Annotated in this window: 22 protein-coding genes and 2 tRNA genes; 16 read left to right on the forward strand and 8 right to left on the reverse strand. The window is 59.5% G+C overall.

Annotated elements, in window-relative coordinates; genetic code table 11:
* Positions 1–10 precede the first annotated feature (10 nt).
* Complete coding sequence (locus CR254_RS13130; protein WP_097930698.1) at positions 11–1,516, forward strand: heme biosynthesis protein HemY; 1,506 nt, start codon at positions 11–13, stop codon at positions 1,514–1,516.
* 44 nt (positions 1,517–1,560) lie between these two features.
* Positions 1,561–1,636 (forward strand) — tRNA-Thr (locus CR254_RS13135).
* A 110-nt stretch (positions 1,637–1,746) separates the two neighbouring features.
* Here CR254_RS13135 and CR254_RS13140 read toward each other — a convergent pair.
* A tRNA-Arg gene (locus CR254_RS13140) sits at positions 1,747–1,823 on the reverse strand.
* 126 nt (positions 1,824–1,949) lie between these two features.
* Here CR254_RS13140 and CR254_RS13145 point away from each other — a divergent pair.
* Together CR254_RS13145 and CR254_RS13150 are read left to right on the forward strand one after the other, a co-directional pair.
* Positions 1,950–3,335, forward strand: coding sequence for a M48 family metalloprotease (locus CR254_RS13145; RefSeq protein WP_097930700.1), 1,386 nt, complete (start codon positions 1,950–1,952; stop codon positions 3,333–3,335).
* Positions 3,335–4,129: a phosphotransferase gene (locus CR254_RS13150; RefSeq protein ID WP_097930702.1), complete on the forward strand. Its 795-nt coding sequence runs from the start codon at positions 3,335–3,337 to the stop codon at positions 4,127–4,129. Before CR254_RS13145 ends, CR254_RS13150 begins: the two co-directional genes overlap by 1 nt.
* Here the strand turns inward: CR254_RS13150 and ubiB are convergent.
* Both ubiB and ubiE read right to left on the reverse strand, forming a co-directional pair.
* Positions 4,095–5,642 (reverse strand): 2-polyprenylphenol 6-hydroxylase, encoded by a 1,548-nt coding sequence (gene ubiB / locus CR254_RS13155; protein ID WP_097930704.1) that lies wholly within the window; start codon positions 5,640–5,642, stop codon positions 4,095–4,097. The genes CR254_RS13150 and ubiB overlap by 35 nt on opposite strands.
* Positions 5,639–6,379: a bifunctional demethylmenaquinone methyltransferase/2-methoxy-6-polyprenyl-1,4-benzoquinol methylase UbiE gene (gene ubiE / locus CR254_RS13160; RefSeq protein ID WP_097930706.1), complete on the reverse strand. Its 741-nt coding sequence runs from the start codon at positions 6,377–6,379 to the stop codon at positions 5,639–5,641. Before ubiE ends, ubiB begins: the two co-directional genes overlap by 4 nt.
* A 137-nt stretch (positions 6,380–6,516) precedes the next feature.
* Here ubiE and mutM point away from each other — a divergent pair, with 137 nt between their 5' ends.
* The 5 genes from mutM to dnaA all read left to right on the forward strand — a co-directional run bounded on the left by mutM (position 6,517) and on the right by dnaA (position 10,856).
* Positions 6,517–7,395: a bifunctional DNA-formamidopyrimidine glycosylase/DNA-(apurinic or apyrimidinic site) lyase gene (gene mutM, locus CR254_RS13165; protein ID WP_097930708.1), complete on the forward strand. Its 879-nt coding sequence runs from the start codon at positions 6,517–6,519 to the stop codon at positions 7,393–7,395.
* 73 nt (positions 7,396–7,468) lie between these two features.
* Positions 7,469–8,245, forward strand: coding sequence for an enoyl-CoA hydratase (locus CR254_RS13170; RefSeq protein ID WP_097930710.1), 777 nt, complete (start codon positions 7,469–7,471; stop codon positions 8,243–8,245).
* 87 nt (positions 8,246–8,332) lie between these two features.
* The gene (gene rpsT, locus CR254_RS13175) at positions 8,333–8,596 is read left to right on the forward strand and encodes a 30S ribosomal protein S20 (protein WP_097930835.1); all 264 of its coding nucleotides are present in this window, start codon (positions 8,333–8,335) and stop codon (positions 8,594–8,596) included.
* Positions 8,597–8,975: 379 nt separating this feature from the next.
* On the forward strand, positions 8,976–9,392 hold the full coding sequence (locus CR254_RS13180; RefSeq protein ID WP_097930836.1) for a rhodanese-like domain-containing protein: 417 nt from the start codon (positions 8,976–8,978) through the stop codon (positions 9,390–9,392).
* A gap of 90 nt (positions 9,393–9,482) precedes the next feature.
* Positions 9,483–10,856 (forward strand): chromosomal replication initiator protein DnaA, encoded by a 1,374-nt coding sequence (gene dnaA / locus CR254_RS13185; RefSeq protein WP_425440275.1) that lies wholly within the window; start codon positions 9,483–9,485, stop codon positions 10,854–10,856.
* A 41-nt stretch (positions 10,857–10,897) separates the two neighbouring features.
* On the opposite strand, the gene CR254_RS13190 is transcribed toward dnaA, so the two are convergent.
* Positions 10,898–14,497: a hydantoinase B/oxoprolinase family protein gene (locus tag CR254_RS13190; RefSeq protein WP_097930712.1), complete on the reverse strand. Its 3,600-nt coding sequence runs from the start codon at positions 14,495–14,497 to the stop codon at positions 10,898–10,900.
* 105 nt (positions 14,498–14,602) lie between these two features.
* Between CR254_RS13190 and CR254_RS13195 the strand changes: the two genes are divergently transcribed.
* The 4 genes from CR254_RS13195 to CR254_RS13210 all read left to right on the forward strand — a co-directional run bounded on the left by CR254_RS13195 (position 14,603) and on the right by CR254_RS13210 (position 18,510).
* Positions 14,603–15,562, forward strand: coding sequence for a TRAP transporter substrate-binding protein (locus tag CR254_RS13195; RefSeq protein ID WP_097930714.1), 960 nt, complete (start codon positions 14,603–14,605; stop codon positions 15,560–15,562).
* Between the two features lie 96 nt (positions 15,563–15,658).
* Positions 15,659–16,186 (forward strand): TRAP transporter small permease, encoded by a 528-nt coding sequence (locus tag CR254_RS13200; protein WP_097930716.1) that lies wholly within the window; start codon positions 15,659–15,661, stop codon positions 16,184–16,186.
* 75 nt (positions 16,187–16,261) lie between these two features.
* The gene (locus CR254_RS13205; RefSeq protein WP_097930718.1) at positions 16,262–17,557 is read left to right on the forward strand and encodes a TRAP transporter large permease; all 1,296 of its coding nucleotides are present in this window, start codon (positions 16,262–16,264) and stop codon (positions 17,555–17,557) included.
* Between the two features lie 14 nt (positions 17,558–17,571).
* Entirely contained in the window at positions 17,572–18,510 is a 939-nt protein-coding gene (locus CR254_RS13210; protein ID WP_097930720.1) for a hypothetical protein, read from the forward strand.
* On the opposite strand, the gene CR254_RS13215 is transcribed toward CR254_RS13210, so the two are convergent.
* On the reverse strand, positions 18,497–20,854 hold the full coding sequence (locus CR254_RS13215; protein ID WP_097930721.1) for a Hint domain-containing protein: 2,358 nt from the start codon (positions 20,852–20,854) through the stop codon (positions 18,497–18,499). The two genes, CR254_RS13210 and CR254_RS13215, sit on opposite strands and share 14 nt — an antisense overlap.
* 277 nt (positions 20,855–21,131) lie before the next feature.
* The gene (locus CR254_RS13220) at positions 21,132–23,510 is read right to left on the reverse strand and encodes a thiamine pyrophosphate-binding protein (RefSeq protein WP_097930722.1); all 2,379 of its coding nucleotides are present in this window, start codon (positions 23,508–23,510) and stop codon (positions 21,132–21,134) included.
* A gap of 121 nt (positions 23,511–23,631) precedes the next feature.
* Between CR254_RS13220 and CR254_RS13225 the strand changes: the two genes are divergently transcribed.
* Genes CR254_RS13225 through CR254_RS13235 form a run of 3 tightly spaced genes read left to right on the forward strand, consistent with a single transcriptional unit; the run spans position 23,632 to position 24,859 of the window.
* Positions 23,632–24,102, forward strand: a complete 471-nt coding sequence (locus CR254_RS13225; protein WP_097930724.1) for an Lrp/AsnC family transcriptional regulator — start codon at positions 23,632–23,634, stop codon at positions 24,100–24,102.
* Between the two features lie 59 nt (positions 24,103–24,161).
* A complete protein-coding gene (locus tag CR254_RS13230; RefSeq protein WP_097930726.1) occupies positions 24,162–24,479 on the forward strand; it encodes a cupin domain-containing protein in 318 nt (105 codons plus the stop codon).
* Positions 24,476–24,859, forward strand: a complete 384-nt coding sequence (locus CR254_RS13235) for a GFA family protein (protein WP_097930728.1) — start codon at positions 24,476–24,478, stop codon at positions 24,857–24,859. The genes CR254_RS13230 and CR254_RS13235 overlap by 4 nt, the downstream gene beginning before the upstream one ends.
* Here CR254_RS13235 and CR254_RS13240 read toward each other — a convergent pair.
* A complete protein-coding gene (locus CR254_RS13240) occupies positions 24,856–25,614 on the reverse strand; it encodes a DeoR/GlpR family DNA-binding transcription regulator (RefSeq protein WP_097930730.1) in 759 nt (252 codons plus the stop codon). The two genes, CR254_RS13235 and CR254_RS13240, sit on opposite strands and share 4 nt — an antisense overlap.
* Positions 25,615–25,665: 51 nt before the next feature.
* Positions 25,666–26,247: a PqiC family protein gene (locus CR254_RS13245; RefSeq protein ID WP_097930732.1), complete on the reverse strand. Its 582-nt coding sequence runs from the start codon at positions 26,245–26,247 to the stop codon at positions 25,666–25,668.
* Between the last annotated feature and the right edge of the window lie 17 nt (positions 26,248–26,264).

Consider the following 26,264-nt stretch of genomic DNA (forward strand, 5'->3'; position numbering starts at 1 on the left):
GAACATATTGATGCTCTGGTCCCTGCTGAAAATCATCCTCTTCGTGGCGCTGGTCACGGCCGCAGCCTTTGGCGTGATCTACGTCATGGATCAGGATGGCGGGCTAACGCTTGCTGTTGGCGGGCGTGAATATCCGTTCGAACCGGTCGAGGTACTGATCGTCCTGATCATCGCCATGATCGTGTTCCTGATCCTGCTGAAACTGGCCGGCCTGCTGATTGCAACGCTGCGGTTCCTGACTGGTGACGAAACCGCGTTGTCCCGCTTTTTCGACCGTAATCGCGAACGTCGCGGCTTCCACGCCTTGGCTGAGGCGATGATGCTGAACGCCTCGGGCGATGGTAAGGGCGCACTGGCCCGCGCGAAAAAGGCAGACAGGCTGCTGGACCGCCCCGAACTAACGCGTCTCGTCACCGCACAGGCGGCTGAGGAAGCAGGCGATCATCATCAGGCGGAGGAACAGTACAAGGCGATGCTGACCGACGGGCGCACCCGCTTTGTTGGCATTCACGGCCTGATGCGACAGCGTTTAGCCAAGGGTGAGACGGAAACCGCACTGAAGTTGGCGGAAAAGGCATTTGCCATCCGCCCACGCCACGAGGGACTGCTGAGCACGCTTTTCTCACTGCAAACGGAGCAGGCCGAATGGGGCGGCGCACGGCGCACTCTGGCCGCTCAGGTAAAGGCCAGCGCCCTGCCGCGTGATGTTGCAAACCGCCGCGATGCGATGCTGACCCTCGCCTCCGCTCAGGAATCGATCGTTCAGCATGATTTCAGCAATGCAGGGGATGCCGCGCTAGAGGCACATCGCCTGACTCCCAGCCACGTTCCCGCCGCCATCACAGCGGCGCGGGTGCACCAGCACCGTGGCAGCCCGCGGGCGGCACAGCGAACCTTGCTCAAGACGTGGAAAATCGCACCACATCCCGACATTGCTGCCGCCTTTGCAGCACTGGTGCCGGACGAGTCGCCCGCTGACCGTCGCAAGCGGTTCGAGCCACTGCTAAAGGCACATCCAGAAAACCCCGAAACAAAGATGCTGCACGCCGAGCTGGCAATAGCGCAGGAGGATTTCCCCGCCGCACGTCGCGCCATGGGCGATCTTGCCACGACAGCCCCAACCACACGCGCACTGGCCATCATGGCCGCTGTGGAGCGTGGAGAAGGCTCGGAGGACAAAGTGGTTCGCGGCTGGTTGGCTAAGGCACTGTCGGCGCCACAAGGCCCGCAATGGGTCTGCTCCAACTGCCGCACAACCCATGCCGAATGGTCCGCCACATGCTCAAACTGCGACGCCTTTGATACCATCGACTGGCTGGAGTTGCCCCAAACCGCGGCCAGCCGTTCCGACAGTGCCGCAATGCTGCCAGTCATCACCGGAATCCTCGGCTCCGACGCTGAGCCTGAGGCAGATGAACCAACTGATATGGGCGAAATCGACGATGCTGCGACGGATGAAATAGACCTCGCAGCGGCGGCTGAAAATCGCGAAACAGAGCAGGTAAAACCCGCTTGATTTCTCTTGCACAGATCCGTTGCAATCGCTAATCACAGCCCGTTGCCGCTGTAGCTCATCTGGTAGAGCACATCATTCGTAATGATGGGGTAGTAGGTTCGAGTCCTATCAGCGGCACCATTTACTACTCCAAAGAATCGCATATTCACCTTAGTGGGCACCTGCCTGCACGGCGCCCAAACGCCATGTGTACAAGCAAGACCCCACCAAGTTCCCGTTTAAAAAGGTGTTGGTGACCCCGACTGGATTCGAACCAGTAACCTGCCCCTTAGGAGGGGGCTGCTCTATCCAGTTGAGCCACGGGGCCATCGCGCGGGACACTGCCCCATGGGCAGCGGATCGTCAATCATCGCACAGCACCTACGCGGGCTTTCACTATGCTTAAGGAGTGGCTACGGTTGTGAGGTCTGATGACCCTCAAAGGACCTTGTATATGCTCAAATTTATACCCTTCCTGTTGACTGGCCTTCTGGGGTTTATCGGGTGTGTACCTATCACTGATCAGGATAGCTTTCGAGAAGAGCACGGCCTCATTTTATTACAGAATAACGGCCTGACGCGGGATCGGCAGCTATATGACTACGTGCAGCAGGTTGGACAGCGCATCATTGCGGCAACACCGGCTGCGCGTGATGATTGGCAAATCTACGTTCTGGATACGCCACTGGTGAATGCATTCGTTTTGGACGGAGGTGCAATCTACGTGACACGTGGCTTGGTGATGTTGGCGAATAACGAGGCCGAGGTGGCAGCGGTTATGGCACATGAGATTGCCCATCTCACGGCGAACCACTCACAGGAACGCGCGGAGCATATTCGAAACGCTGATCGTGATAGAATTGACGACAAGCATGTTGTGGATACAGCAGCATATGCTGACGGCTTCGCTGCGTTCACACGCTTGCAGGAAGCTGATGCTGATCGTCTGGGTCTGATCTATTTGCAGAATGCCGGCTATGCGCCTGTGGCGATGGCCGACTTTCTAGAAGCGATGATCACCCACGGCACGATTGAGGCCCAAGTCGCAGGGCGCGACTATGATCCGACCCGGACCGGAGTGTTGGCGAGCCATCCCGCATCAGCCAGCCGCCTTGCCGCCGTTCGTGCCGCCTTACCGTCCGCAGGTGGCGGTGATCTGGGGCGCGACGCGCATATGGATGTGGTAGACGGAATGATCTGGGGGACGGACGGGCGTAATGGCTTTGTTCGGAACAACCGATGGATTGACCCACAAACCGGATTGTCCTTTTCCGCGCCGACCGGCTTAAGCATTGATGTAACCGCACTGGCGGTAAGGGCCGTTGGGGATGATGGCCGCTATCTGAACTTTCTACGCAGCCGCGCACGGGGGTTTACTCCGAGCGACTATCTTTTCGATCTATGGCTGCCCTCTATCGGCCCCGCCGATTTCACTGCGGCTCCAACCGATGTGGTCAACCAATCCATTAATGGCCGACAGGTCGCATATGTAGAGATGCCGATCAGCAGCCTACAGGGCCCGCAATTGCTGCGGCTGGTCGCGGTTCAGGCCGGTTTGGAGATGCTGGAATTTGTGATGATCGCGCCCCAAGACGATACAGCCGCAATGGACAGCCTGTTCGCAACAATTCCGAGCATCCGCATAATTCCGGCCAACCAGCGCGCCGATCTTGTGCCAACACGGCTGCGTGTTGTGACTGTCACGCAGGGGCAAACAGTGCGCGATCTTGCAGCTATGATGCGCGGTGATGATTTTCCATTGCAGCGGTTCCTTGCCCTCAACAATCTTGCCCCCGATGCGCAGCTTGTGGCGGGGCAAAGGGTCAAGATATTACAGTGATGATGCCGCCCGACATATTGTATGCAGAACTTGGCGGGGTCTGGACGCCGCTGACCGGCGGTTTGAGCCACCATGTTTGGCACGTCGCCGTAGATGATCAACCCGCCATGACAGTGCGCATTGCGGACAGAACAACAGCACCGCGCCTGTTTGCCCGCGACCCCGATGCGGAGTGGACCGCCCTGACAGCCCTTTCCGGTACTGGTCTAGCACCACGCGCAATTCGCCGGTTTCCTGATGCAGTGGTGACGGAATATATCGACGGCACCACATGGGATGGGCAGTTTATGGCGGCTGGTAAGGCCCTGCGCGACTTGCACGCCCAGACGCCACCGCCACTGCCCGTCGCCCCCCGATGCGCCCTACAGGACGGTCAGAAAATCTTGCAGATGTGCAGGGATCGCAACCTAAGCACAGTCATGCCAGCCGCGCAGCCCATGACCGGACCCGATGTGTTTTTGCATGGCGATCCGGTGGGCGGCAATATTGTGATGCACGCAGGGCAGGCGCGGCTGATCGACTGGCAATGCCCCGCACGTGGACCAGCCCTGCATGACATCGCGCTGTTCCTGTCCCCCGCGATGCAAGTCATCGCACAGGGCCGCGTACCAGGTGCCGATGAGATCGCCGCCTTTAGCGCCGGTTACGGCCCCCTGCCCGATGATGCGATTGCACCGCTGCGGTGGCGCATCGCCTGCCACTGCCAGTGGCGGGTCGAACAGGGGCACGAAATTTATCGTGAGGCATTACAGGCCGAGCTTACAGCCCTTGCCCAATCAATACGCCGGCAATAACCGCAGCCGCGCCCAGCAGAACACCGGCGCTCAGCATCATCAGGTTGTCACGCCCGCGCCCCGAACGGTTGCGCCCTTCGGGTTGTGGGTTGTTCCTGCGGATCAGGGCATCCTCGGCCATGTGGGGCAATAGCGGGCCAAAGCGGGACAGAACGCGGACCGTTGCGGCAAGGTCACGCAGCACTGCCTTGGGCCCGATATTGTCGCGGATATAGGCCTCGACCACCGGCTGCGCCACGGACCACATGTTCATATTCGGGTCCAGTGAGCGGCCAACCCCCTCAACCACAACCATCGTGCGTTGCAGCAGGATCAGCTCGGTGCGGGTTTCCATGCCGAACCGTTCCGTCACATCGAACAAATGCGCCAGCAGCCGCGCCATGGAGATATGCGACGCATCCTGACCAAAGATCGGTTCGGCAACCGCACGCAGGGCCTGCGCAAATGCCTCCATATCCTGATCGGCGGGGACATATCCTGCCTCGAAATGCACCTCGGCCACGCGCATGTAGTTCTTGCTGAGGAAACCGTACAGGATTTCTGCGTAAACGCGGCGCGCATAGGGATCGATCCGGCCCATAATGCCGAAATCAAGGGCGACCAGATCTCCCTCCGGCCCAACCTTCAGGTTGCCCTGATGCATATCGGCGTGGAAAAATCCGTCGCGCAGGGCGTGCCCTAGAAAGACCTGAACGATCCGCGCGCCCATCTGCTCCATATTGACGCCGCGTTCGCGCAGCGTCTCAACCTCGCCCAGATTTGTGCCCTCGATCCATTCAGCGGTCATCACGCTGTGCGCGGAGAGGGGCCAGATGATCTCAGGCACCCGAAAGCCATCATCCTGCGCCGAATTGGCGGCGAATTCCGCACCTGCTGATGCTTCCAGCCGGAAGTCCAGCTCCTGCCGAACGACCCCGTCGAAATGGGCGATGACCTCGGTCGGTTTCAGGCGGCGCGATTTTGGCGATAGCAGCTCGATCGTGCGCGCGGCGAAATAGAAGGCGTTGATATCGCGGGCAAAGGCACGGGCGATGCCGGGACGACGGATTTTCACCGCAACCTCACGCCCCGTGGCGGCAACACGCGCCCTGTGGACCTGCGCGATGGATGCGGCGGCAACCGGCGCGCTGAATTCGCTGAACAACACATCAACCGGCGCGCCCAGCTCTCGCTCCACCTCCGCCCGTGCGGAGGCCAGATTGAACGGAGGCAACTGATCCTGTAACACCTTCAGCTCGCGGCTAAGGTCAACGCCCGTCACGTCGGGGCGTGTGGATAGGATCTGGCCCAGCTTGATATAGGACGGGCCCAATGCGGTGATCGCGCGCACCACAGGCGGTTGCGTCGGGTCGCCCCGTTCGCCCAGCCATTGCACCGGCCACATGATCGTCTTTGCCGCAATCCGCAGGGGACGCGGCGCGCCAAGCTCTCTCATCGCAACGTCCAGCGCACCTGTCCGCTCAAACGTCGCGCCCGTGCGGATCAACCGCCATAGGTTGGAAACGGGGTTCAAATCTTCCACCCCGAATGCAGGCAGGCGATACCCATTGTCAGGTTGCGATAAGCGGCGTTCTCAAACCCTTCCTGACGGATCATGCTGGCAAAGGTGTCCTGATCGGGAAACTTGCGAATGGACTCGACGAGGTACTGATAGCTCTCGGAATCATCGGCGATAATCTTACCCATGCGGGGGATCACGTTGAAGGAATAGGCGTCGTAAGCCTTTTGCAGCATGTCGTTGGGAATGTGGCTGAATTCCAGACACATCAGCCGGCCACCGGGCTTCAGAACGCGGTACGCCTCGGCCAATGCCTCCTGCGGGCGCGTCACGTTCCGAATGCCAAAGCTGATGGTGTAAACGTCAAAGGTACTATCCTCGAAGGGCAGGTTCATCGCATCACCTACGATCCAGTCCATCGGGGCGTCCTGTGCCTCGGGGCGTTTCTTGCCCTCTTCCAGCATCGAGGCGGTCATATCGCAAACAGTCGCCTGTCCGCCGCCACGTTTTAGGAACCGGAACGACACATCGCCCGTACCACCGGCAACATCCAGCAAGTGCTGATAGGGGCGCGGCGCCAGCCAATCCATCATCGCATCTTTCCAGACACGGTGGATGCCCATGCTCATCACATCGTTCATCACGTCGTATTTCGACGCGACGGAGGTAAAGACCCCGTGGACCTTTCCGGCTTTTTCGTCCTCAGGCACATCCTGAAAACCGAAATGCGTTGTTTTCTGATCGTCAGACATGTGCTGCTCCATCGCGTGCGTGTTAATGTGCAACCTAGCGATTGGCGCGCGATTGGAAAGCGTGGTTTGGCGTCGCAGTGATTGCACGTATCGCACGCCGCCCCTAGATGGGGTCAATTAAGCCGGAGGTTATCGCAATGCCCGAACTGCCAGAGGTCGAAACCGTGCGTCGCGGATTAACCCCCGTCATGCAGGGGCGCGTGATTGTGCACGCTGATATCCGCCGCCCCGACCTGCGCTGGCCCTTTCCCGAACGTATGGCCGAACGACTAACCGGTGCGCGGATCGAGCGCTTAAACCGCCGTTCAAAGTACATCCTGATGGATCTGGACCGTGGTGAGACATTGATCGTGCATCTGGGCATGTCGGGCCGCATGTTGATTGCCGGCCCATCTGACACAAGCACATCCGGTACAACCACCCCCGGCGCATTCCACCATCACCACCCCGCACCCGCCAAACATGACCACGTCGTGTTTGATATGGAGGACGGAACCCGCATCAGCTTCAACGATGCCCGCCGCTTTGGCGCGATGGATTTGGTGGCAACGGATGCGTTGGATGAGCACAAGCTGATCGCGGTTCTAGGGCCGGAACCCTTCGACAATATGTTCTCCGAATCCTATCTGGCGGCAAAGCTGGCAGGCCGTGCAACACCGATTAAATCCGCGCTTCTGGATCAACGAATCGTGGCGGGGCTGGGAAATATCTATGTTTGCGAGGCGCTGTGGCGCGCCGGAATCAGCCCGACACGGCAGGCGCGCGATATTACATCACGGCAAATTGCGACCCTGACGCGGATCATTCGTGACGTGCTGAACGATGCGATTGCGGCGGGCGGCTCCAGCCTGCGCGACTACCGGCAGGCAAACGGTGAACTTGGCTATTTTCAACACTCTTTTGCGGTCTATGGACGCGAGGGCGAACCCTGCCGCACCCCCGGTTGCACAGCCCGGATTGAGCGGTTGGTACAGTCGGGCAGGTCCAGTTTTCACTGCCCGGTATGTCAGGGGTAGTGACTGAAACAACTTGCAATCATTCGCTAGCCGTTTCAAATCGGCCCCGGATGGCAAGGGAAAGGAATTTCGCATGGCCTATGAGATGTTGATAACCGACGTGTCCGACTATGTCGGTCTTATCAAACTGAACCGCCCCGATGCGCTGAACGCGCTGAACGCACAAATGCTGGATGAGCTGGCTGCTGTGTTGAAGGCATGGGACCGCGACGAGAACGTGCGGGCCATTGTTATCACCGGATCGGAAAAGGCATTTGCCGCCGGTGCTGATATCAAGGAAATGTCCGAGAAATCCTTCGTGGATATGTTCGGATCCGATTATTTCACCGATCAGACTGAATCCATCAGTCGCACCCGCAAACCGATCATCGCAGCCGTTTCCGGCTTTGCCTTGGGCGGTGGATGTGAGCTGGCAATGATGTGCGATTTCATCATCTGCTCTGACACGGCGAAGTTCGGCCAACCCGAAATCAATCTCGGCGTTATGGCAGGCATCGGTGGAACACAGCGTTTGACCCGCCTGGTGGGTAAGTCCAAGGCGATGGAGATGAACCTGACGGGTCGCTTCATGGATTCTGAGGAAGCGGAGCGTTCCGGCCTCGTGTCGCGCGTTGTACCGGCCAAGGAGTTGCTAGACGATGCGCTAAAGACAGCAGGCAAGATCGCCGAGAAATCGCAGATCACCGCGATGGCTGTGAAAGAATCAGTCAACCGCGCCTATGAAACGACTCAGCGTGAGGGACTGCTATTCGAGCGTCGGGTCTTCCATTCCCTGTTCGCAACTGAGGACCAATCCGAAGGAATGGCCGCTTTTGCAGAGAAACGTACCCCTAAATTCCGCGACAGATAGGCCATTCACATCCATGGGCGTTGACAGGCCATGGATGCGGGTGTATTTGCGCGGCTCATCTTTGAACTAAAAGAACCGGAATCAAACATGGCAAATACGCCTTCCGCTAAAAAGCGCGTGCGCCAGCTCGAGCGCCGCACCGAAGTAAACAAAGCGCGCCGTTCGCGTATTCGCACCTTCCTGCGTAAGGTTGAGGAGGCGATTGCCGGTGGCGATCAGGCCGTTGCGAAATCCGCACTGCAGGACGCACAGCCAGAGATCATGCGTGGCGTGACCAAAGGCGTGATCCACAAGAACACCGCATCGCGCAAAGTTTCCCGGCTTACCAGCCGCGTTAAGGCAATGGCATAAGCCATTCGCTGACAGCGATAGCAATTCGAGGGGCGCATCTACGGATGCGCCCTTTTCGTTAAAACCGCCCTCCCCAACGTCACTTCGACCACCAACCTGAATGTTCCGCATTCAGTCCTGTTGTTCGAATCGCACCCAATCCGTAAGTTCTCAGAACACCCAGATACGGCTCCACCCAAGAATCCGATCTGAATGACCCGTTAGGAATTCGTTTCCAACGGAAACTATGTTTATGATTTTTTTCGTTTAATACGAAAGAGTTAGCTGAAATTTTCGGTGGTTTCACTTGTGTGAAGACCCCGACTCGGACTAGCTTCGCGAAACCAAAACGCAGAGTCGAAAGACCAGAGGAGAGCATAACGTGCCGCAGATAGAGCAGATGAAACCGCAAGACGCTTACGACACATTGCGGTCAAACCCTGCGGCAGTTCTGGTTGACGTGCGCACCCAGGCGGAGTGGAATTTTGTAGGCATCCCCGACACGAGGGAGCTGGGCAATGCAATCGCACTGGTACAGTGGATGCAATTCCCGGACATGGCCGTAAATTCCGCCTTTTCCCAGGAACTGACCCAACAGCTTGGCGGGGAAATTCCCGATACGTTGTTGTTCATCTGTCGCTCCGGCGCGCGGTCGCACAATGCGGCACAGATGATTGCGCAGCAAATGTCCGACGCAGGCAGGGACATTCGCTGCATTAATGTTGCTGAGGGATTCGAGGGGGATCTAGACCCTTCTGCCCATCGCGGGCACGTCAACGGCTGGAAGGCTGCTGCACTACCTTGGCGACAAACCTGATCGCATAGGCGGGCTGTCTATAGTCCGCATCGCAACTGTATTTTGCCTGCCGTTCCGCCTGATGCGTGGTTCGGTAAGACCGGATTTTTGATGGGACGAATGATGTCGGACACGGATGCCTGGGGGCGCATTTGCACGGATATGAAGTCTACGATCGGGAAGGAAGCTTATCAAAGCTGGATCGACCCGCTATCGCTGGACCGCATTGATCAGGGCATCGCGCATTTCGCAGCCCCGACCAGCTTCATCGGCCGTTGGGTCGATCGCAATTACGGCGAACGCATCCGCACATCCTTCGCGCGTGAGGGATACAGCGTCACCCGCCTGAATTTCAGCGTGAACCCCGCCGTTCAAAAGGCAGCCCCCCAACCCCGCAGCGCACCAGCCGCGCAGGTTGCAGCGCCCCAGACCGGTGATGAGGAACTGCCCGGCTCACCACTGGACCCACGCTTTACCTTTGACAGCTTCGTTGTGGGTAAACCCAACGAGCTGGCCCATGCGGCCGCGCGCCGCGTGGCGGAGGGGGGCGAGGTCGCGTTCAACCCGCTGGTGCTGTATGGCGGCGTAGGCTTGGGTAAAACCCACCTGATGCATGCCATCGCGTGGAAGTTGCAGGAGGATAACCCCGGTTTCCGCGTGCTCTACCTCAGCGCGGAACAGTTCATGTACCGCTTTGTTCAGGCATTGCGGTTCCGCGATACAATCTCGTTCAAGCAGATGTTCCGCTCCGTCGATGTGCTGATGGTGGACGATGTGCAATTCATCGCAGGCAAGGATTCTACGCAGGAGGAGTTCTTCCACACCTTCAACGCACTGATCGACCAGAACAAGCAGGTCATCATCTCCGCCGACCGTGCGCCGGGGGAAATTGACGGGATGGAGGATCGCATCAAGTCGCGCCTGCAATGGGGCCTTGTCGCGGATATCCACCCGACCGATTACGAACTACGCTTGGGCATCTTGCAGGCAAAGCTGGACACACAGCGCGCACAGCATCCCAATGTCACGATTGATCCCAAGGTCATCGACTTCCTCGCCCATCGCATCAGCTCGAACGTGCGTGTCCTTGAGGGGGCGCTGACACGGCTCTACGCCTTTGCGTCGCTGGTTGGGCGCCATATCGACCTGGACATGACCCATGAATGCCTAACGGACCTGCTGCGCGCATCCGAGCGGAAGGTAACGATTGAGGAAATCATGCGAAAGGTGGCCGAATATTACCACCTGCGCATGAACGACCTGATGTCCGCCCGCCGCGCCCGCGTTGTGGCCCGCCCCCGTCAGGTGGCGATGTATCTGGCAAAAACGCTGACCTCCAAAAGCTTGCCCGAAATCGGTCGCAAGTTTGGTGGCCGCGACCACACCACGGTGATCCACGCGGTAAAGCGTGTGGAAGAGCTAAAGCAAAACGACAGCCAGATCGCCGATGATGTGGAACTGCTGCGCCGGATGCTAGAGGCCTAGGCCGTATTGGGCAGGCCATGTGGCCCGCCCAATAGTGTGCATTATTCCTGCCATTGACCCCAACCACCGGCACCGGGTGTCAGCATGTGGAATGCGTCGCCTGGGGCCAGTTGAACCTCGACATTCGCGCCCAGCACCTGCCGGGTCCCATCGGCACGGATCACCGCATTCACCCCGAGCGCACCATCTGCACCACCCGCCGCACCGGCAGGGGCAACACGACGATGCGAGGTCAGGGTTGTGACCGTCGCAGGGACGAGGAACCGCAACTGGCGATCCATTCCGTTGCCACCGATCCACTGCCCCGCACCACCGGACCCGCGCCGAATGGCCAGATGATCCAGACGCACAGGGAAGCGACGCTCCAGAACCTCCGGATCAGTCATGCGGGTATTGGTCATATGGCTCTGCACAGCGCTGGCACCATTCCAGCCCGGTCCGGCGCCACAACCACCGGCGATGGTTTCGTAGTTCTGGAATGCCTCAGTACCCCAAACGAAGTTGTTCATGGTGCCCTGCGATCCCGCAATCACACCCAGCGCCTGATATAGACAATCGGCAATGGACTGGCTGACCTCGGTATTGCCGGAAATCACCGCAGCAGGGGCAACCGGATTCACCATGGAGCGCAGCGGCGCGATGATGCGGATCGGCTTCAGACAGCCCTCGTTCATCGGCATGTCCCGCCCGACCAAGGTGCGGAACACATAAAGCACAACTGCGCAGGCGATGGAGAACGGCGCGTTGTAATTGCCATCATGCTGGGCAGAGGTTCCAGTGAAATCAACCTCCGCACCACGGCCATCGGCATCGACGCGCACAGCAACCTTGATATGCGCGCCGTGATCCAGCTCGTAATCGCATGTGCCGTCGCGCAGTTCACCGATCACGCCGCGCACTGCTGCCTCGGCATTATCCTGCACATGGCCCGCATAGGCCCGCACAACAGCGGCCCCGTGATGGGCACAAGTCTCAACCAAGGCCTGACGCCCTGTTTCATTGGCCGCAATCTGTGCACCCAAATCCGCAAGGTTCTGATCGGGATTTCGCGCGGGGTATTTCGCTCCACCCAGAATGCCACGGATCAATCCCTCGTCCAGCGTACCTGTCGTCATGACACGCACAGGGTCGATCAGGACGCCTTCTTCCTCGATATGCCGCGAATCGGGCGGGGCAGATCCCGGCGTGCGACCGCCAATATCGGCATGGTGGCCACGCGATGCGGTCCAGAACGAGAGCTCACCCTCAACAAAGACAGGCGTGATGATCGTGATGTCAGGCAAATGCGTGCCACCGCGATAGGGTGAGTTCAGCATCCACGCATCGCCATGGGCGACGTCCGCGCCTGCAACCTCAATCACGGTCCGAACGGAATCGGACATCGATCCCAGGTGCACCGGCACATGCGGCGCATTCGCCACCAGATTGCCCGCCGCATCAAACACCGCGCAGGAAAAATCGTAACGCTCCTTAATGTTCACCGATTGCGCGGTCAGGGCGAGGGTCGCGCCCATCCGTTCCGCGACAGACATGAACAGGTTGTTATACAGTTCCAACCGCACAGGGTCGGCGGAGGTATCGCCAACGGGCCGCGGTGCGGCGCTGACCTGTTGCAGCAACAATGTGCCCCGTGCATCGACGGTGGCCTGCCAGCCGGGCTCAATCACGGTGGTTCCTGTCGCCTCGCTTAGCACTGCGGGACCATCAACCACCTGTCCGGCGATCAGCTGTGCACGATTATACAGCGCAACCGGCCTGCGCGCGTCACCCTTCCACACGGACAGGCTGGCCACAGCAACGCCCGCCTGATCGCCGGTCAGCATAGGTGTTTCACCTGCACCGGTTTCGCCCACGGCCTCCGCTATCAGCATATCGAACAGGATCGCACGGTCGGGCAGATCGAAACCAAAGCGGGCGCGGTGTGCAGCGGCGAAATCAACGGCCATGGCGTCATGACGCTGGAATTTCACCTCCAACCCCTGCTCGGACCCGTCATAGCGCAGGCGCACACGGCGCGAGACCTTGGCCTGCTCGGCGGAAATGCCCTGCTGCAACAGTTCGCTCATCGCCTTTGCCGCCATCGCGTCCAGGGTTTCAGCCGCCTCAACCGCATCCGATAGGGGCGCGTCGAACTGGCGTTCCTGTAGGGACCGGATATCGGCCAAGCCCATGCCATAGGCCGACAAAACACCGGCCAAGGGGTGCAGCATAACGCGGGTCATACCCAAAGCCTCGGCCACCAAGCACGCATGTTGCCCACCTGCCCCGCCAAAGGAGGCCAGCGTATAATCGGCAAGGTCATGCCCACGCTCCGTCCCGATACGCCGGATTGCGCGCGCCATATTGTCCACGGCAACGGCGAGGAAGCCCTCGGCCACCTGCTCCGGCGTCAAAACCTCGCCAGTGGTGGCGGCAATCTCACCTGCCAGCGTCGCGAATTTGCTGCGCACAGCATCCACATCCAGCGGCAGGTCGCCATTCGGTCCGAACACAGTGGGGAAATGATCTGGGTCCAGCTTTCCCAGCATCACATTCGCATCGGTCACGGTCAGCGGACCACCACGGCGATAACAGGCCGGTCCGGGATCAGCGCCGGCGCTTTCAGGGCCAACCAGATAACGACCATCGCGGAAGGACAGGATCGAACCACCGCCCGCCGCCACCGTATGAATATCCATCATCGGCGCGCATAGGCGCACACCTGCAACCTCGGTCTCGAAACTACGCTCATAGGCGCCGGCATAATGGCTGACATCGGTGGAGGTGCCGCCCATATCGAACCCGATCAGGCGGTCCAGATTGGCCTCCGCCCCTGTGCGCGCCATGCCCACAATACCGCCAGCAGGGCCGGACAGGATTGAATCACGGCCCTGAAACAGGTCCGCATCGGTCAAACCGCCGCTGGATTGCATAAACATCAACCGATCCGCCCCATGGCCCAGCGCCTGTGCGACCCGATCAATATACCGACGCAGAACCGGCGACAGATAGGCATCCGCAACCGTGGTGTCACAACGTGGAACGATGCGGATCAGGCGCGATGTTTCGTGACTGGTGGATACTTGGGTAAAGCCGACCTCACACGCGATTTCTGCGGCGCGGACCTCATGCACGGGGTTTAGCCATGCATGCAGGAAGGCAATCGCCACGGCCTCAGCCCCCGCCATGCGGGCCTGTTGCAGATCACGGCGCAGGGTATCCTCGTCCAGCACAGTCAGGATTTCGCCCTCGGCGTCCAACCGCTCCTGCGCCTCAATCGTGTGATTGTGCAACAGTTCCGGCAGCTTGATATCCAGATCGAACAGACGTGGGCGGGTCTGATACCCGATGCGCGGCAGGTCAGCGAAACCCTGCGTGATGACCAATGCGGTGGGCGTGCCCTTACGCTCCAGCAGGGCATTGGTGGCAACGGTGGTGCCCATCTTTACGGCGGCGATCATGCCTGCGGGAATGTCATCCCTCGCCGCGATGCCCAGCATACGGCGAATGCCCTCAACCGCGGCATCCAGATATTGCTCGGGGTTTTCCGACAGCAATTTATCCGTGTGCAGCGTCCCGTCCGGTGCCCGCCCGACAATGTCGGTGAAGGTGCCGCCACGGTCGATCCAGAATTCCCATTTGGCTTCTACCCGCTCGCTCATTGCCTCATCTCCAAAACCGGCCCAAGAATGTGTTGCATTGATTTCTTAACGATGACAATTTGTCAACGTAATGATAGCAACATGTCAAAAGACAGGAAGTCCAACATGAAGTATGCAATCCTCACCGCCGCTATGATGGCAGCCGCAACACCAACCCTGGCCGAGGGATGGGACATGCCAACGCCATACGGCGATTCCACATTCCACACCGTCAACATCATGCAATTCGCAGATGACGTGCGCGCCGCCACCGATGGCGGGCTGGACATCACCGTGCATTCCGCCGGATCGCTGTTCCCGCATTCCGAAATCAAGAACGCTGTCCGTTCCCGTCAGGTACCCGCAGGTGAATTCCTGCTGTCGCAGTTGAACAACGAAAACGCGGCATTCGGTCTGGACAGCCAGCCCTTCCTCGCGACCTCCTACGAGGATGGCATGGCCCTGTGGGATGCACAGCGCCCCGTCGTGACAGAACTGCTGGCTGAACAGGGCCTGATGCCGCTGTTCGCCGTTCCATGGCCGGCACAGGGCCTGTACACCAATGGCGAAATCGAAACAGTTGGCGATCTGTCCGGTCTGCGGTTCCGCGCATATAACGCCCAGCTTGAGGAATTCGCCCAGCTCGCCGGTGCAGCCCCCGTACAGGTTGAGGCACCAGACATCCCGCAGGCATTCGCAACCGGTCAGGTTGATGCGATGATCACCTCGCCCTCGACCGGTGCCAACTCCACTGCGTGGGATTTCGTGTCGCACTACACGCCGATCAACGCATGGCTGCCAAAGAACATCATCGTCGTCAGCCAGCGCGCCTTTGACCGTCTGGATACAGATGTCCAAACCGCCGTGCTAGAGGCAGCAGCCATTGCCGAAACACGCGGCTGGGAAATGTCCGCAGCCGAGGCAGCCGAGAAAACCCAAGTCATGGCCGATAACGGCATCACCGTGGTTGAGCCTTCGGTAGAGCTGGTAAACGGCCTGCAAACCATCGGCGCGACAATGCTGCAAAGCATGACGGCAACTGCCTCGCCCGAGGCACTGGCAATTCTGGGCGCCTACACCCAGTGATCGCGCGCAGGCCCCATACGGGCCTGCCTAGACGACTTGCCGCCGGTTTCCCGAACGGGATTTGGGGAACCGGTTTCAACCCGATGAGGACATATCATGGCGCGCCTTCTTGACCGACTTTACGACTTCGCCGGATGGCTCGCCGCCATTGCTATCTTGATCATCTGCTGTGTGGTTTCCGCGCAAATCGGGCTGAACATCCTGGCCCGTATCGGGGGGCCTGCATGGTCATGGACGATCCCGTCCTATGCCGATTTTGCCGGTTTCGCGCTGGCCGCAGCATCCTTTCTGGCGCTGGCACATACGTTGCGGCGCGGGGGTCATATCCGCGTCAATCTGGTCACAGACCGCATGCGCCCCCGCGCGCGTTGGGGGGTGGAGCTGCTTACGCTGGCCCTGTCCACGCTGATGTCGGGCTATGCCACCTATTACGTGATCCTACTGGTGATGGAGAGCGTGCATTACGGCGATCAATCCACGGGGATTATCGCGGTGCCGCTATGGATTCCGCAGCTTCCCGTCGCCATCGGTCTGGTCCTGCTGACCATCGCGCTGATCCACACCCTGGCTGAGAGTGTGATTGCCCGTGCGCCGGTTCTGACCGCCGACACGACCGAAGAATAAGGCCCCCGCCGCTCCAAACTATCCCCGCCGCAGGGAACACAGCCCGCGCCGCGCCCGACTGGAAAGCCCGACAGAATGTCCGATCCGATAATTGCACTTGTCCTGCTCGCCCTGCTGCTGACCCTGCTTGCCAGTGGCATCTGGGTGGCTCTCGCACTGATGATGACGGCCTTTGTGGCCATTGTAGCCTTTTCCAACACGTCCGGCGGGTTGGTTCTGGCCACAACGATCTGGGGCCATTCCCACAGTTGGGCACTGGCCGCATTGCCGCTGTTCATCCTGATGGGAGAGATATTATTGCGATCGCGGCTTAGTCAGGACATGTTTTCCGGCCTTGCCCCATGGCTGGGCCGTGCACCGGGGCGGTTGCTGCATGTGAACATTCTGGGCTGTGCGATCTTTGCTGCGGTGTCCGGTTCCTCCGCCGCGACGGCAGCAACTATTGGCCGGATGAGCGTACCTGAGCTGACAGATCGTGGTTATCCAGAGCGCTTGATCATCGGCACCTTGGCCGGTTCCGCCACGCTGGGCCTGCTGATCCCGCCCTCGATCATCCTGATCGTTTACGGCGTCGCGACAGAGCAAAGCATCGCCCGCCTGTTCGTGGCCGGCATCTTGCCCGGTTTGATGCTGGTGCTGATGTTTGCGGCCTATGTGGCCGTGCGCGCCATTATGGACCCAGACCTAATCCCGCCCGCGCCACAGCGTGTTGCCCTGCGTGAAAAGCTGGCCGCGTCGCGTCGCCTGATCCCTGTTGTCCTGCTGATCGCGGGCGTCATCGGGTCGATCTATACCGGCGTTGCCTCACCCACCGACGCGGCGGCGCTTGGCGTGGTGCTGTCCATCGTGCTGGCCTTTTTCACCGGCGGGTTCGGGTTCGCACAGCTCAAGGAAGCCTTCATCTCCGCCACGCGGACATCGTGCATGATTGCGTTCATCCTGATTGGCGCGGCGTTCCTGTCGATCTCCATGGGCTTTACAGGGCTGCCGCGTAACCTAGCCGCATGGATCGGGGGCTTTGGCCTGTCGCCCTATGCGTTGCTGGCCGCGCTGACTCTGTTCTTTATCGTGCTGGGGTGTTTTCTGGACGGGATTTCGGTGGTGGTGCTGACCACCTCGATCATCTTGCCAATGGTTGAGGCAGTGGGCATCGACCCCCTATGGTTCGGCATTTATCTGGTTATCGTGGTTGAGATGAGCCAGATCACGCCGCCCGTTGGCTTTAACCTCTTCGTGATCCAAGGGCTGACAGGCATAGACATTCTGCGGGTGGCCCGTGCGGCACTGCCCTTCTTTATGTTGCTGCTGCTTGGCCTCGCGCTGATTGTTATCTTCCCCCAAATCGTGACATTGCTGCCAAACGCAATGTAGGCGGTGGGGCGAGTATGAAGTTTCTGGAGGTTATCGGCGCAAATGCGCGTTGGGTGATGGCAGGGGGGTGCGTGGCCGCGCTGTTCCTGCCATCGCTTTCAGCACTGCTACGCCCCGCCCTGCCCGCATTAGTCAGCGTGGTTCTCGCCGTCGCAATGACCCGCATTGATCTGGGGGCAATTGCACGCGGTGCCATCCGCCCGGCGCGCCTGTTCAGTTGGCTGGCGGCGGTTGTGCTGATGATGCCGGTCTCCGGAGCTTTGCTATGGGTGATCGGGCATCTGGTCCTGCCGCAGGACCGGTCCTTGTTGGTTTTATACGCCGCTGCCCCGCCCATCGCATCGGCCGCGGGCATCTGTTTTCTGATGCGCTATGACGCGCAACGCGCGGTCGAGGTTACAGCCACCGCGACATTGCTAACCCCGATCATCGGCCCACTGTTGCTGGCGCTGATGGTGCCTGACCTACCCGGGTTGGACCCTGTGCCGCTGGCCATACGGCTGAGCATGATTATCGCAGGCGGCGTTACGCTGGCCATCGCGGCAAAGGCGATCATCGGGCAGGAGCGAATCGCCGCCTCCGGCCGTCGTTTTGACGGGATCGCGGCCTGCATCATGGTGCTGTTTGTCATACCGCTCTTTGACGGGGTGGGTGGCACGATCCTGAGCGATCCGCAAACCTCGCTGCGCATCCTCGCCCTGTGCTTTGTGCTGAATTTGGGCACTACAATCGCGGTTCTGAAATTGGGCGAGGGTCCGCTGGGCCGTGCGCGGGCCGGTGCCTATGGCGTGCTGTCAGGAAATCGCACGGTTGCGATATACCTTGCGGCATTGCCCTATGATCCGCACATGGCGCTGTTCGTCGCGCTGTACCAGTTCCCGATGTATCTGACGCCGCTGGCGCTTGATGCACTTGGCCTGAACAATCGCAACGAAGCGGTCACATCACCCTGAGCCAACGCGCCTCATCCCGTGCCAACATATTGCGAGCGGGTGTGAATGATTTGAGGTCGGGGAACAGCTCCTGCACCTCGGCGCGGGCCTCAGGCGTTAAGCCCGACAGCGCCTGATCGCCGGGGAACAGAGTTTCGGTCCATAGGCCATCCGCACGGATCACCTCATGCCCCTCACACATCAAATGTAGGTAACTGACCGGTCCCGGTTCGCAGCGCGTCACCGTATCACCATTTATCAGGCCAACAGCCGGTGCCAGTGCCTCGGACTCACCTGTCATCAGCGCCAGCTTTAGCCCCGACAACAAAATGCGATGCTGTGGCGAAACCACCATATCACGGTTGGGGCAATCAGGGCCCAGCGCACCGCGGCTGATGTGGATCGGGGCCAGTTGCGGCTTTGCCTCAACTTCATCCTGCCGCAGGTCGCGACGGCCGACCCAAACCAAGGGGCGAATGCCGTTATCCCGCGTCGCCACCAGATCACCGGGCTGCAACGACTCCACCTTACGCAGGCCCGTTGGCGTCACGATCATCGTGCCGGGGGTAAAGCAGATGACGTTCGTATTATCATAGGTCAGGTCATCCGGCGCGACGCCTGTTAGCTGCAAGCCGCCCGCTGAATCCAGCACGCCATCCGCCGCATCATCGCGCAGCGCATTAATCGCCAAACCAAAATTGGTGCCATTAGCGGCATTATAAGCCGCCAATGTCCCTGAATTATAGAACGCCGACAAATCAACGAAATCGTTGTTGGTCTGGTCATCATCGTCGATGTTCTGACCGGTCGCTGTGTTAAAGTCGGTGATGATATCCGGCGTGCCATCCGCGATGAAAACGTCGAAGCCGTCACCGCCGGTCAGCGTATCTGTACCCGCACCACCGTCCAGCGTGTCGTTACCGGCACCGCCGGTTATCACGTCGTTGCCGTTACCACCCGTCATCGAGTCGTCGCCAGCACCACCGTCGATCTGGTCGGCACCGCCGCCGCCATTAATCGTGTCGTTACCGCCTAGGCCGTAGATAGTATCCGCACCGCCACCGCCATCGATGCTGTCAGCCTCACCCACATCCGCATTCGGGATGGTGGTGAAATAGATGTCAGTGATCGTCGCCGCTTGGTTCGAGGAACCCGCATTCTCATAATCGATTTCGATACGCGCAACCGGGCCGCCAACGGTAACCAGTATCGAACCCGCTGCATCCGCATTGCCTGTACCGGTATTGCCCAGCGCCTGATCCACGCCGGTAAATCCGTCGCCGGATGTATCGCTCAACGTTGGACCGGCGGTGCCACCACCACCCGAGACGAGGGTTACAGCGATCCGGTTTCCATCCGCATCATAAGCGCGAACCGTAACCTGATCCTGAAATCCTGCGCCACCAGCCGTATCAATATCGTTGATACGGAACTGCACATCAGAAACCTCATCCTCCAACGTGGCCGTTGTGGAGGAGAAGTTGATTGTCAGGACAGATGTGTTCGCATCCGCGCCTGAGCGTGTGCCGTATAGCTGACCCGAGGAGTTCGCATTGATCGCGCCAGTATCACCAACATCAATGCCGTTGGTGTACTGGTTGCTGTTCTGGAATGTGACATCGCGGCCATTGGCCTCCTCGTCATAATCCAGTGATACATTGATACCGCCCAAGTTTTGCGAAGCAAAACCGGTCTGATCTGCCGAGGCAAGCACATCCTCGTCATCAATCGCGCTGCCATCGCCCGATGGATCAGGAAGCTGCGACCACTCAAAAACCTGCCGCGTAGGCTCATCACCATCGCCATAGATGACATCCGCACCGCCGCGCCCCAGAATCGTATCAGAGCCGGAGCCGCCATATAGCGTATCCGCGCTGTTCGAGCCGGTAATGCTGTCATTGCCATCGCCGCCTAGCACGGTGCGAGGCCCCGCATCGTCGAGCGTTATTGTGTCATTGCCCTGCGCCGACACGTCCGAATAGTTGAAACCCGCGCTCGAAACGCCCGAGGCAGACCACGACCCGCCTTCGGCCAGCGTGCCCGTGCCAGATTCAGGAATGAAAAAGGCGTAATTGGTGCCGCCCGAGGTGAAGATATTGTAAACGCCAGTTAGGGTGGTTCCACCAACGGTGAACGTTGCTTCGCCAGACTGCCACTCATTCGTGTAGGTGCCATCGACCGATGAACCGGATAGGCTGAATTGCTGATTGGTGTCTGTATTGGTATTGGCAGATCCACCAGTGGCGGACGTAAACGTATTATCGGTCGCGTTATCGACCAGCGTAATCGTAACGCCAGCATCCTCGACCAAGCCTGTAGCGAGGTTAAGAACGTACCCATTACCGTAGCTGTAATTACTCGCCATTCTCACCCCCCCCGTGATTTAGGCTTCAGTCATCACATTCCCATAACCACCTAGAACTCCCTCTGCGGCAGTCAACGGCCAGCACATATTGATGCACATTATCCCGCTGTCTTTGCCCTTGTTTAGTATGAAACATTCCCCAACCGACCTCCAGCCCTATGACGTTAGGGCATTAGTAGAGTCAGTAGCCCCAATGGCCTGAAAAGGGAAAATAAACCGCTGAAATATACGTTTGAGACCATTTACAGCATCAAATGGCCCCAAACTCGTCGCAATTTTACATAGATTGGTGTGAAATCTGCCTGTCGCCCGCCGTCAACATTGCGACCGATTCGGCTAAAGCATTCCGATCTATGCGGAAATGTCGATACAAATCGCCAATTGTACCCGTCTGGCCAAAATGCTCGACCCCGTGCGGAATGGTGCGATGACCTGCAACCGCGCCCAGCCAGCTTAGCGTTGCGGGATGCCCGTCAATCACGGTGACAAGGGCGCATTCGCGGGGCAATTCACCGAGCAGCGTCTCGATATGGCTCTTAGCATCTGCGTTGCCACGGGCGCGATCACGTTGCGCCGCAGTCCACCCCGCGTTCAGACGATCAGCGGAGGTTACTGCCAGCACGCCCACATCACGCCGGTATTCCCCGATCATACCGGCAGCCGCAATCGCCTCATCCGCGACGGCGCCCTGATAGGCGATCACAACCGAGCAATTCGGGCCGGGTTTGCGCAGCCAATAGGCCCCGTCGATGGCCCCCTGCCGGAAATCGTCGTTCACGCGGCGCACGGGCTGCTCCAGCGGCTTGGTCGTCAGGCGCAGATAGACAGAGCCACCGGTTTCATCCCGCAGCCATGTCCGCTCATCCGGATCGCCCTCACCATCGCGCTGAACATAGTCAAAGGCCCAGCCCATGATGACCGCCAGCTCGTCCACAAAGGCAGGCTCAAACGCGGCGAGGCCATCCTGACTCATCCCGATCAGCGGCGACCCGATGGACTGATGCGCCCCCCCCTCAGGCGCGAGGGTCACGCCGGACGGGGTGCCGACCAGCAGAAAGCGCGCATCCTGATAGCAGGCATAGTTCAGCGCATCCAAACCACGGGCCACAAACGGATCATACACCGTGCCAACGGGGATCAAGCGTTTGCCGAACAGCGAATGGCTCAACCCTGCGGCGCCCAGCAGCAGCATCAGGTTCATCTCCGCGATGCCCAGCTCAATATGCTGCCCCTCGGGTGTGAACTCCCATTTCGCGGTGGAGGGGATGTTCTCGTTTATGAACGTGTCATCCTGCGGGGTGCGGGCGAACAGCTTACGCCGGTTCACCCATGGGCCCAGGCTGGTGGTGCCCGTTACATCGGGCGACATCGTGACGATCCGATCCGCCAGTGCGCTGTTCCCCTTGGACAGGGTATCGAGGATCTTGCCAAACGCGGTCTGGGTGGACACCTCGCGGTCGCTGGCCATCTCAATCGCGGGAACTGGCAATTTATCATCGGTAAAGCGGCGGCGTCCCTTGGCAAAGAACGGAGCGGCGTCCAGAAACTTTTGCAACACCTCAGGATCAGAAACAGTGGCGAACTTCTCCCACTCCTGCCCTGCCGGAACGCCCATGTGGTCTTGCCACGCGGCCATCTGCGTCTTGTTCATCAGGCCGCCATGGTTGTCCTTGTGTCCCGCAATCGGCGTGCCCCAGCCCTTGATCGTATAGGCGAGGAAGCAAACAGGGCGGTCATGGTCGATGCTGGCAAAGGTGTCGGCCATCGTCTGCACGCAGTTCCCGCCAAGGTTTTCCATCAGCGCGGCCAGTTCCTCATCCGTGCGCCGCTCAATTAGATCGGTCACATCGCCCTGATCGCCCAGCGCATCCATCAGACGCTTGCGCCACACGGCACCGCCCATAAAGGTCAGTGCGGAATAGAGCTGGTTCGGGCAGTCATCGATCCACTCACGCAGTTTCTCGCCGCCCGGTTCCTGAAATGCGGCACGTTGCAGCACACCATATTTGATCCGCACCACATCCCAACCAAAGGCATCAAAGATCTGCTCAACCCGTTTAAACAGCCCCTCGCGCACGATCCCGTCCAGCGATTGACGGTTATAATCAATGATCCACCACGTATTACGCAGGTCGTTTTTCCACCCCTCCTGCAAGCATTCGTAGATATTGCCCTCGTCCAGTTCGGCATCCCCAACCAGCGCCACCATGCGGCCCTGTGGAATATCCGCGCCCCAGCTTTTCGCCGCGATATAATCCTGCACCAGCGATGCAAACGACGTGATCGCCACGCCCAACCCGACCGAGCCGGTCGAGAAATCAACATCGTCGATATCCTTGGTTCGCGAGGGATAGGACTGCACACCGCCTAGCCCGCGAAAGGCCTCCATCTTTTCCCGCGTTTGATTGCCCATCAGGTACTGGATCGCGTGAAAAATCGGCGAGGCATGGGGCTTTACCGCCACCCGATCCTCTGGCCGCAGCGCCGAGAAATACAGCGCCGTCATAATCGACACCATAGACGCGGAGGACGCCTGATGCCCGCCAATCTTGATCCCGTCTTCCTTTGCCCGCAGATGGTTCGCATTGTGAATCATCCAGTGCGACAGCCACAGCAAACGTTGCTCAACGGTCTTGAGATGCTGGTTCGTGCTCATATCGGTCTATCCTTGGGCTGCCGCAATCAACCACCGATACCACTACGTGCGCGCTACTTTCTTGCAATTCGAACTGTGATCCGCCCATAATTTAGCATGATCCACTACATGATATGCTCAAATGGCTGAAAACACCTCTCTGGATGAGATCGACATCCGAATCCTGCGCGAACTGTCCCGCGATGGCCGGATCAGTGCCGCCGATCTGGCACAGCGTGTGGGGTTGAGCGCGACCCCCGTCATCCGCCGCCTGCGTCGGCTTGAGGATAGCGGCGTCGTCAGCGGCTATACCGCCCTGATTGACGAGACGGCTCTGGGTTATTCCATGTCGGTCTTTGTCTCGGTCAAACTGGACCGGCAGGTGGACGGGGCCATGCGCCGGTTCGAGGCCGCAATCCTGACCCTGCCCGAGGTGGTAGATTGCTGGCTGATGACCGGCAATCGCGATTACCTGCTGCGTATCGCCGTAACAGGGCTAAAGGAATTCGAGGCCCTGATGATCGAGCGTCTGGTCAAGATCGAGAGCGTCGCCTCCATCGAATCCTCGATCCCCATCCGCCGCGTAAAATCCGGTATCGCCCGCAGCCCCTAATCCCCAATGACAGATGCGCGACCCGCCGCTACGCTATCCGCAACAGAGAGGGTAACGCGATGTGTGGCAACAGCAGGGGAACGGCCATTCCAACCGTTCAGATCGACAATAAACGCACCCGCGTTACCGAATGGCGCTTTCCTGCGCGGGGCGACAATACTGGCTGGCACAAACACGCCTATGACTACGTGGTCGTGCCGCTGTTCACCGGAGTGCTGGAAATCGAGACCCCAGATGGCAAACGCATCACCGCGCAAATGACCCATGGCGTGCCCTATTACCGGAATCTGGGCGTCGAACATGACGTCATTAACGGCAATGATTTTGAATGTGCCTTTGTCGAGATCGAGCTTCTGGAACAGGCGGCTTCAGCATGACGCATCAGGGATCATGCCTGTGCGGGGCAATCCGCTTTACCGTCTCGGGCGAGTTGCCAGCCCCGAATGCCTGCCATTGCACGCAGTGCCGCAAACAATCGGGGCATTACTGGGCCTCGATCGACATTGCGCGGGACCGGCTACAGCTACAGGATGACGCACAATTGCGGTGGTATCAGGCCTCGGCCAAGGTTCGGCGCGGCTTTTGCGGCACCTGCGGCTCGTTCCTGTTCTGGGATCCCATCGGTGGCGCGGCAACGGCGGTTGCTATGGGCGCCTTTGATGGCCCCACCCAGACCAAGCTGGCGCTACATATCTTTACCGATGATAAGGGCGATTATTACGACATCACCGATGGGCTGCCACAGAACCGGCACTAGGCAGTTACGACCGCCGTGCCCCACTCACCGCATTGCGCGGCCAGCCCAGCAGGCAAAGCACGGTCGGTAAAGATCGTATCAATATCCGCGAGCGAGGTAATCCGCGCCGGCGCCTGCCGCTGAAATTTCGAGTGATCCGCCACCAGAAAAGTCCGTCGCGCCTGCCGGATGATGGTTTGACTGACGCCAACCTCCTGAATATCGAAATCCAGCAAGTCCCCCTCCGCATCCATTGCGGAACAACCGATGACCGCGAAATCGAATTTGAACTGCTGGATGGTCTGGATCGTCAGCGCACCGATCAATCCCCCATCGGACCGGCGCAGCGACCCACCGGCAACGATGATTTCGCAGCTCTCATTCTCGACCAGGATATTGGCCACGTTCATATTATTCGTCACCACCAACAGATTGCGGTGGGTCAGCAACTGACGGGCCACGGCCTCCGTACTGGTGCCGATATTCAGAAAGATCGAGGCATCATCAGGGATCGCCGCGGCACAGGCGCTGGCGATTGCGTCCTTTGCCCCGTCATTCAGATCGCGCCGATCCTCATAGCCGATATTGACCGTGCTGGATGGCAGGATCGCGCCGCCATGGACGCGCTCCAACTTTCCGGCATCGGCCAGATCGCTCAGATCGCGGCGAATGGTTTGATGGGTGACACCGAAATGCTCGGCCAATCCCTCAACCGTGACCTTTCGCGCGCGGCGCGCAATGTCGAGGATTTCAGGGTGGCGAAAGGTCTGTGACATGCCTCCACTTACCCGCGTTTACGCATGATTTCCAGCCGGATCACCGCGTAATTACCGGCCTATATCGCGCGCGGACAGGGACGAGACATCGGCAACAATCAGCTCCGCCAAGGCATTAAACGCCCCCGATTGCGCCGTTGAAATGCCCGCAATCGTGTCCCCGCCAGTTGGCTGAGTGATGGCAAAGCTCTGCGCATGCTCAAACGTGCCCCGGTTCAGCGCAATGATGAAATACTGCCCCTCCAGCGTGTATTCACCGCCGACCTGCCCCACGGCACGGCTAACCTGTACCTCCACCCGCAAATCGGCTCGGCTCAGCATGGGCCACGGTTCGGCCGCAACAGCCGTTTCCGGCAATCGCGCCGCCAGTGTCTGTGCAAGGCGCATCGTCAGCGCGCGCGGCGGCAGGTCCGCCCACAGCACATCATTGCGCAGGGAAACGGTGCCATCGGCCTGCTCCACCCCGATCTGTTCGCCCTGCGCATAATAGGGCAGGGAAACCTCGCGCAGCTCGATCGAGCGCGCAACACTGGTCGCCGCCACAGGATTAACGGTGACCGGCGCCAATTGGATGCGCGGTTCCGGCGCGGAAGTACACGCAGCCAACAGCACGGCAAGCATAAGGAAACGCATGGTTTAATCCTTTCAGG

The organism is Pontivivens marinum (genome assembly GCF_900231835.1).
Lineage (GTDB): Bacteria > Pseudomonadota > Alphaproteobacteria > Rhodobacterales > Rhodobacteraceae > Pontivivens > Pontivivens marinum.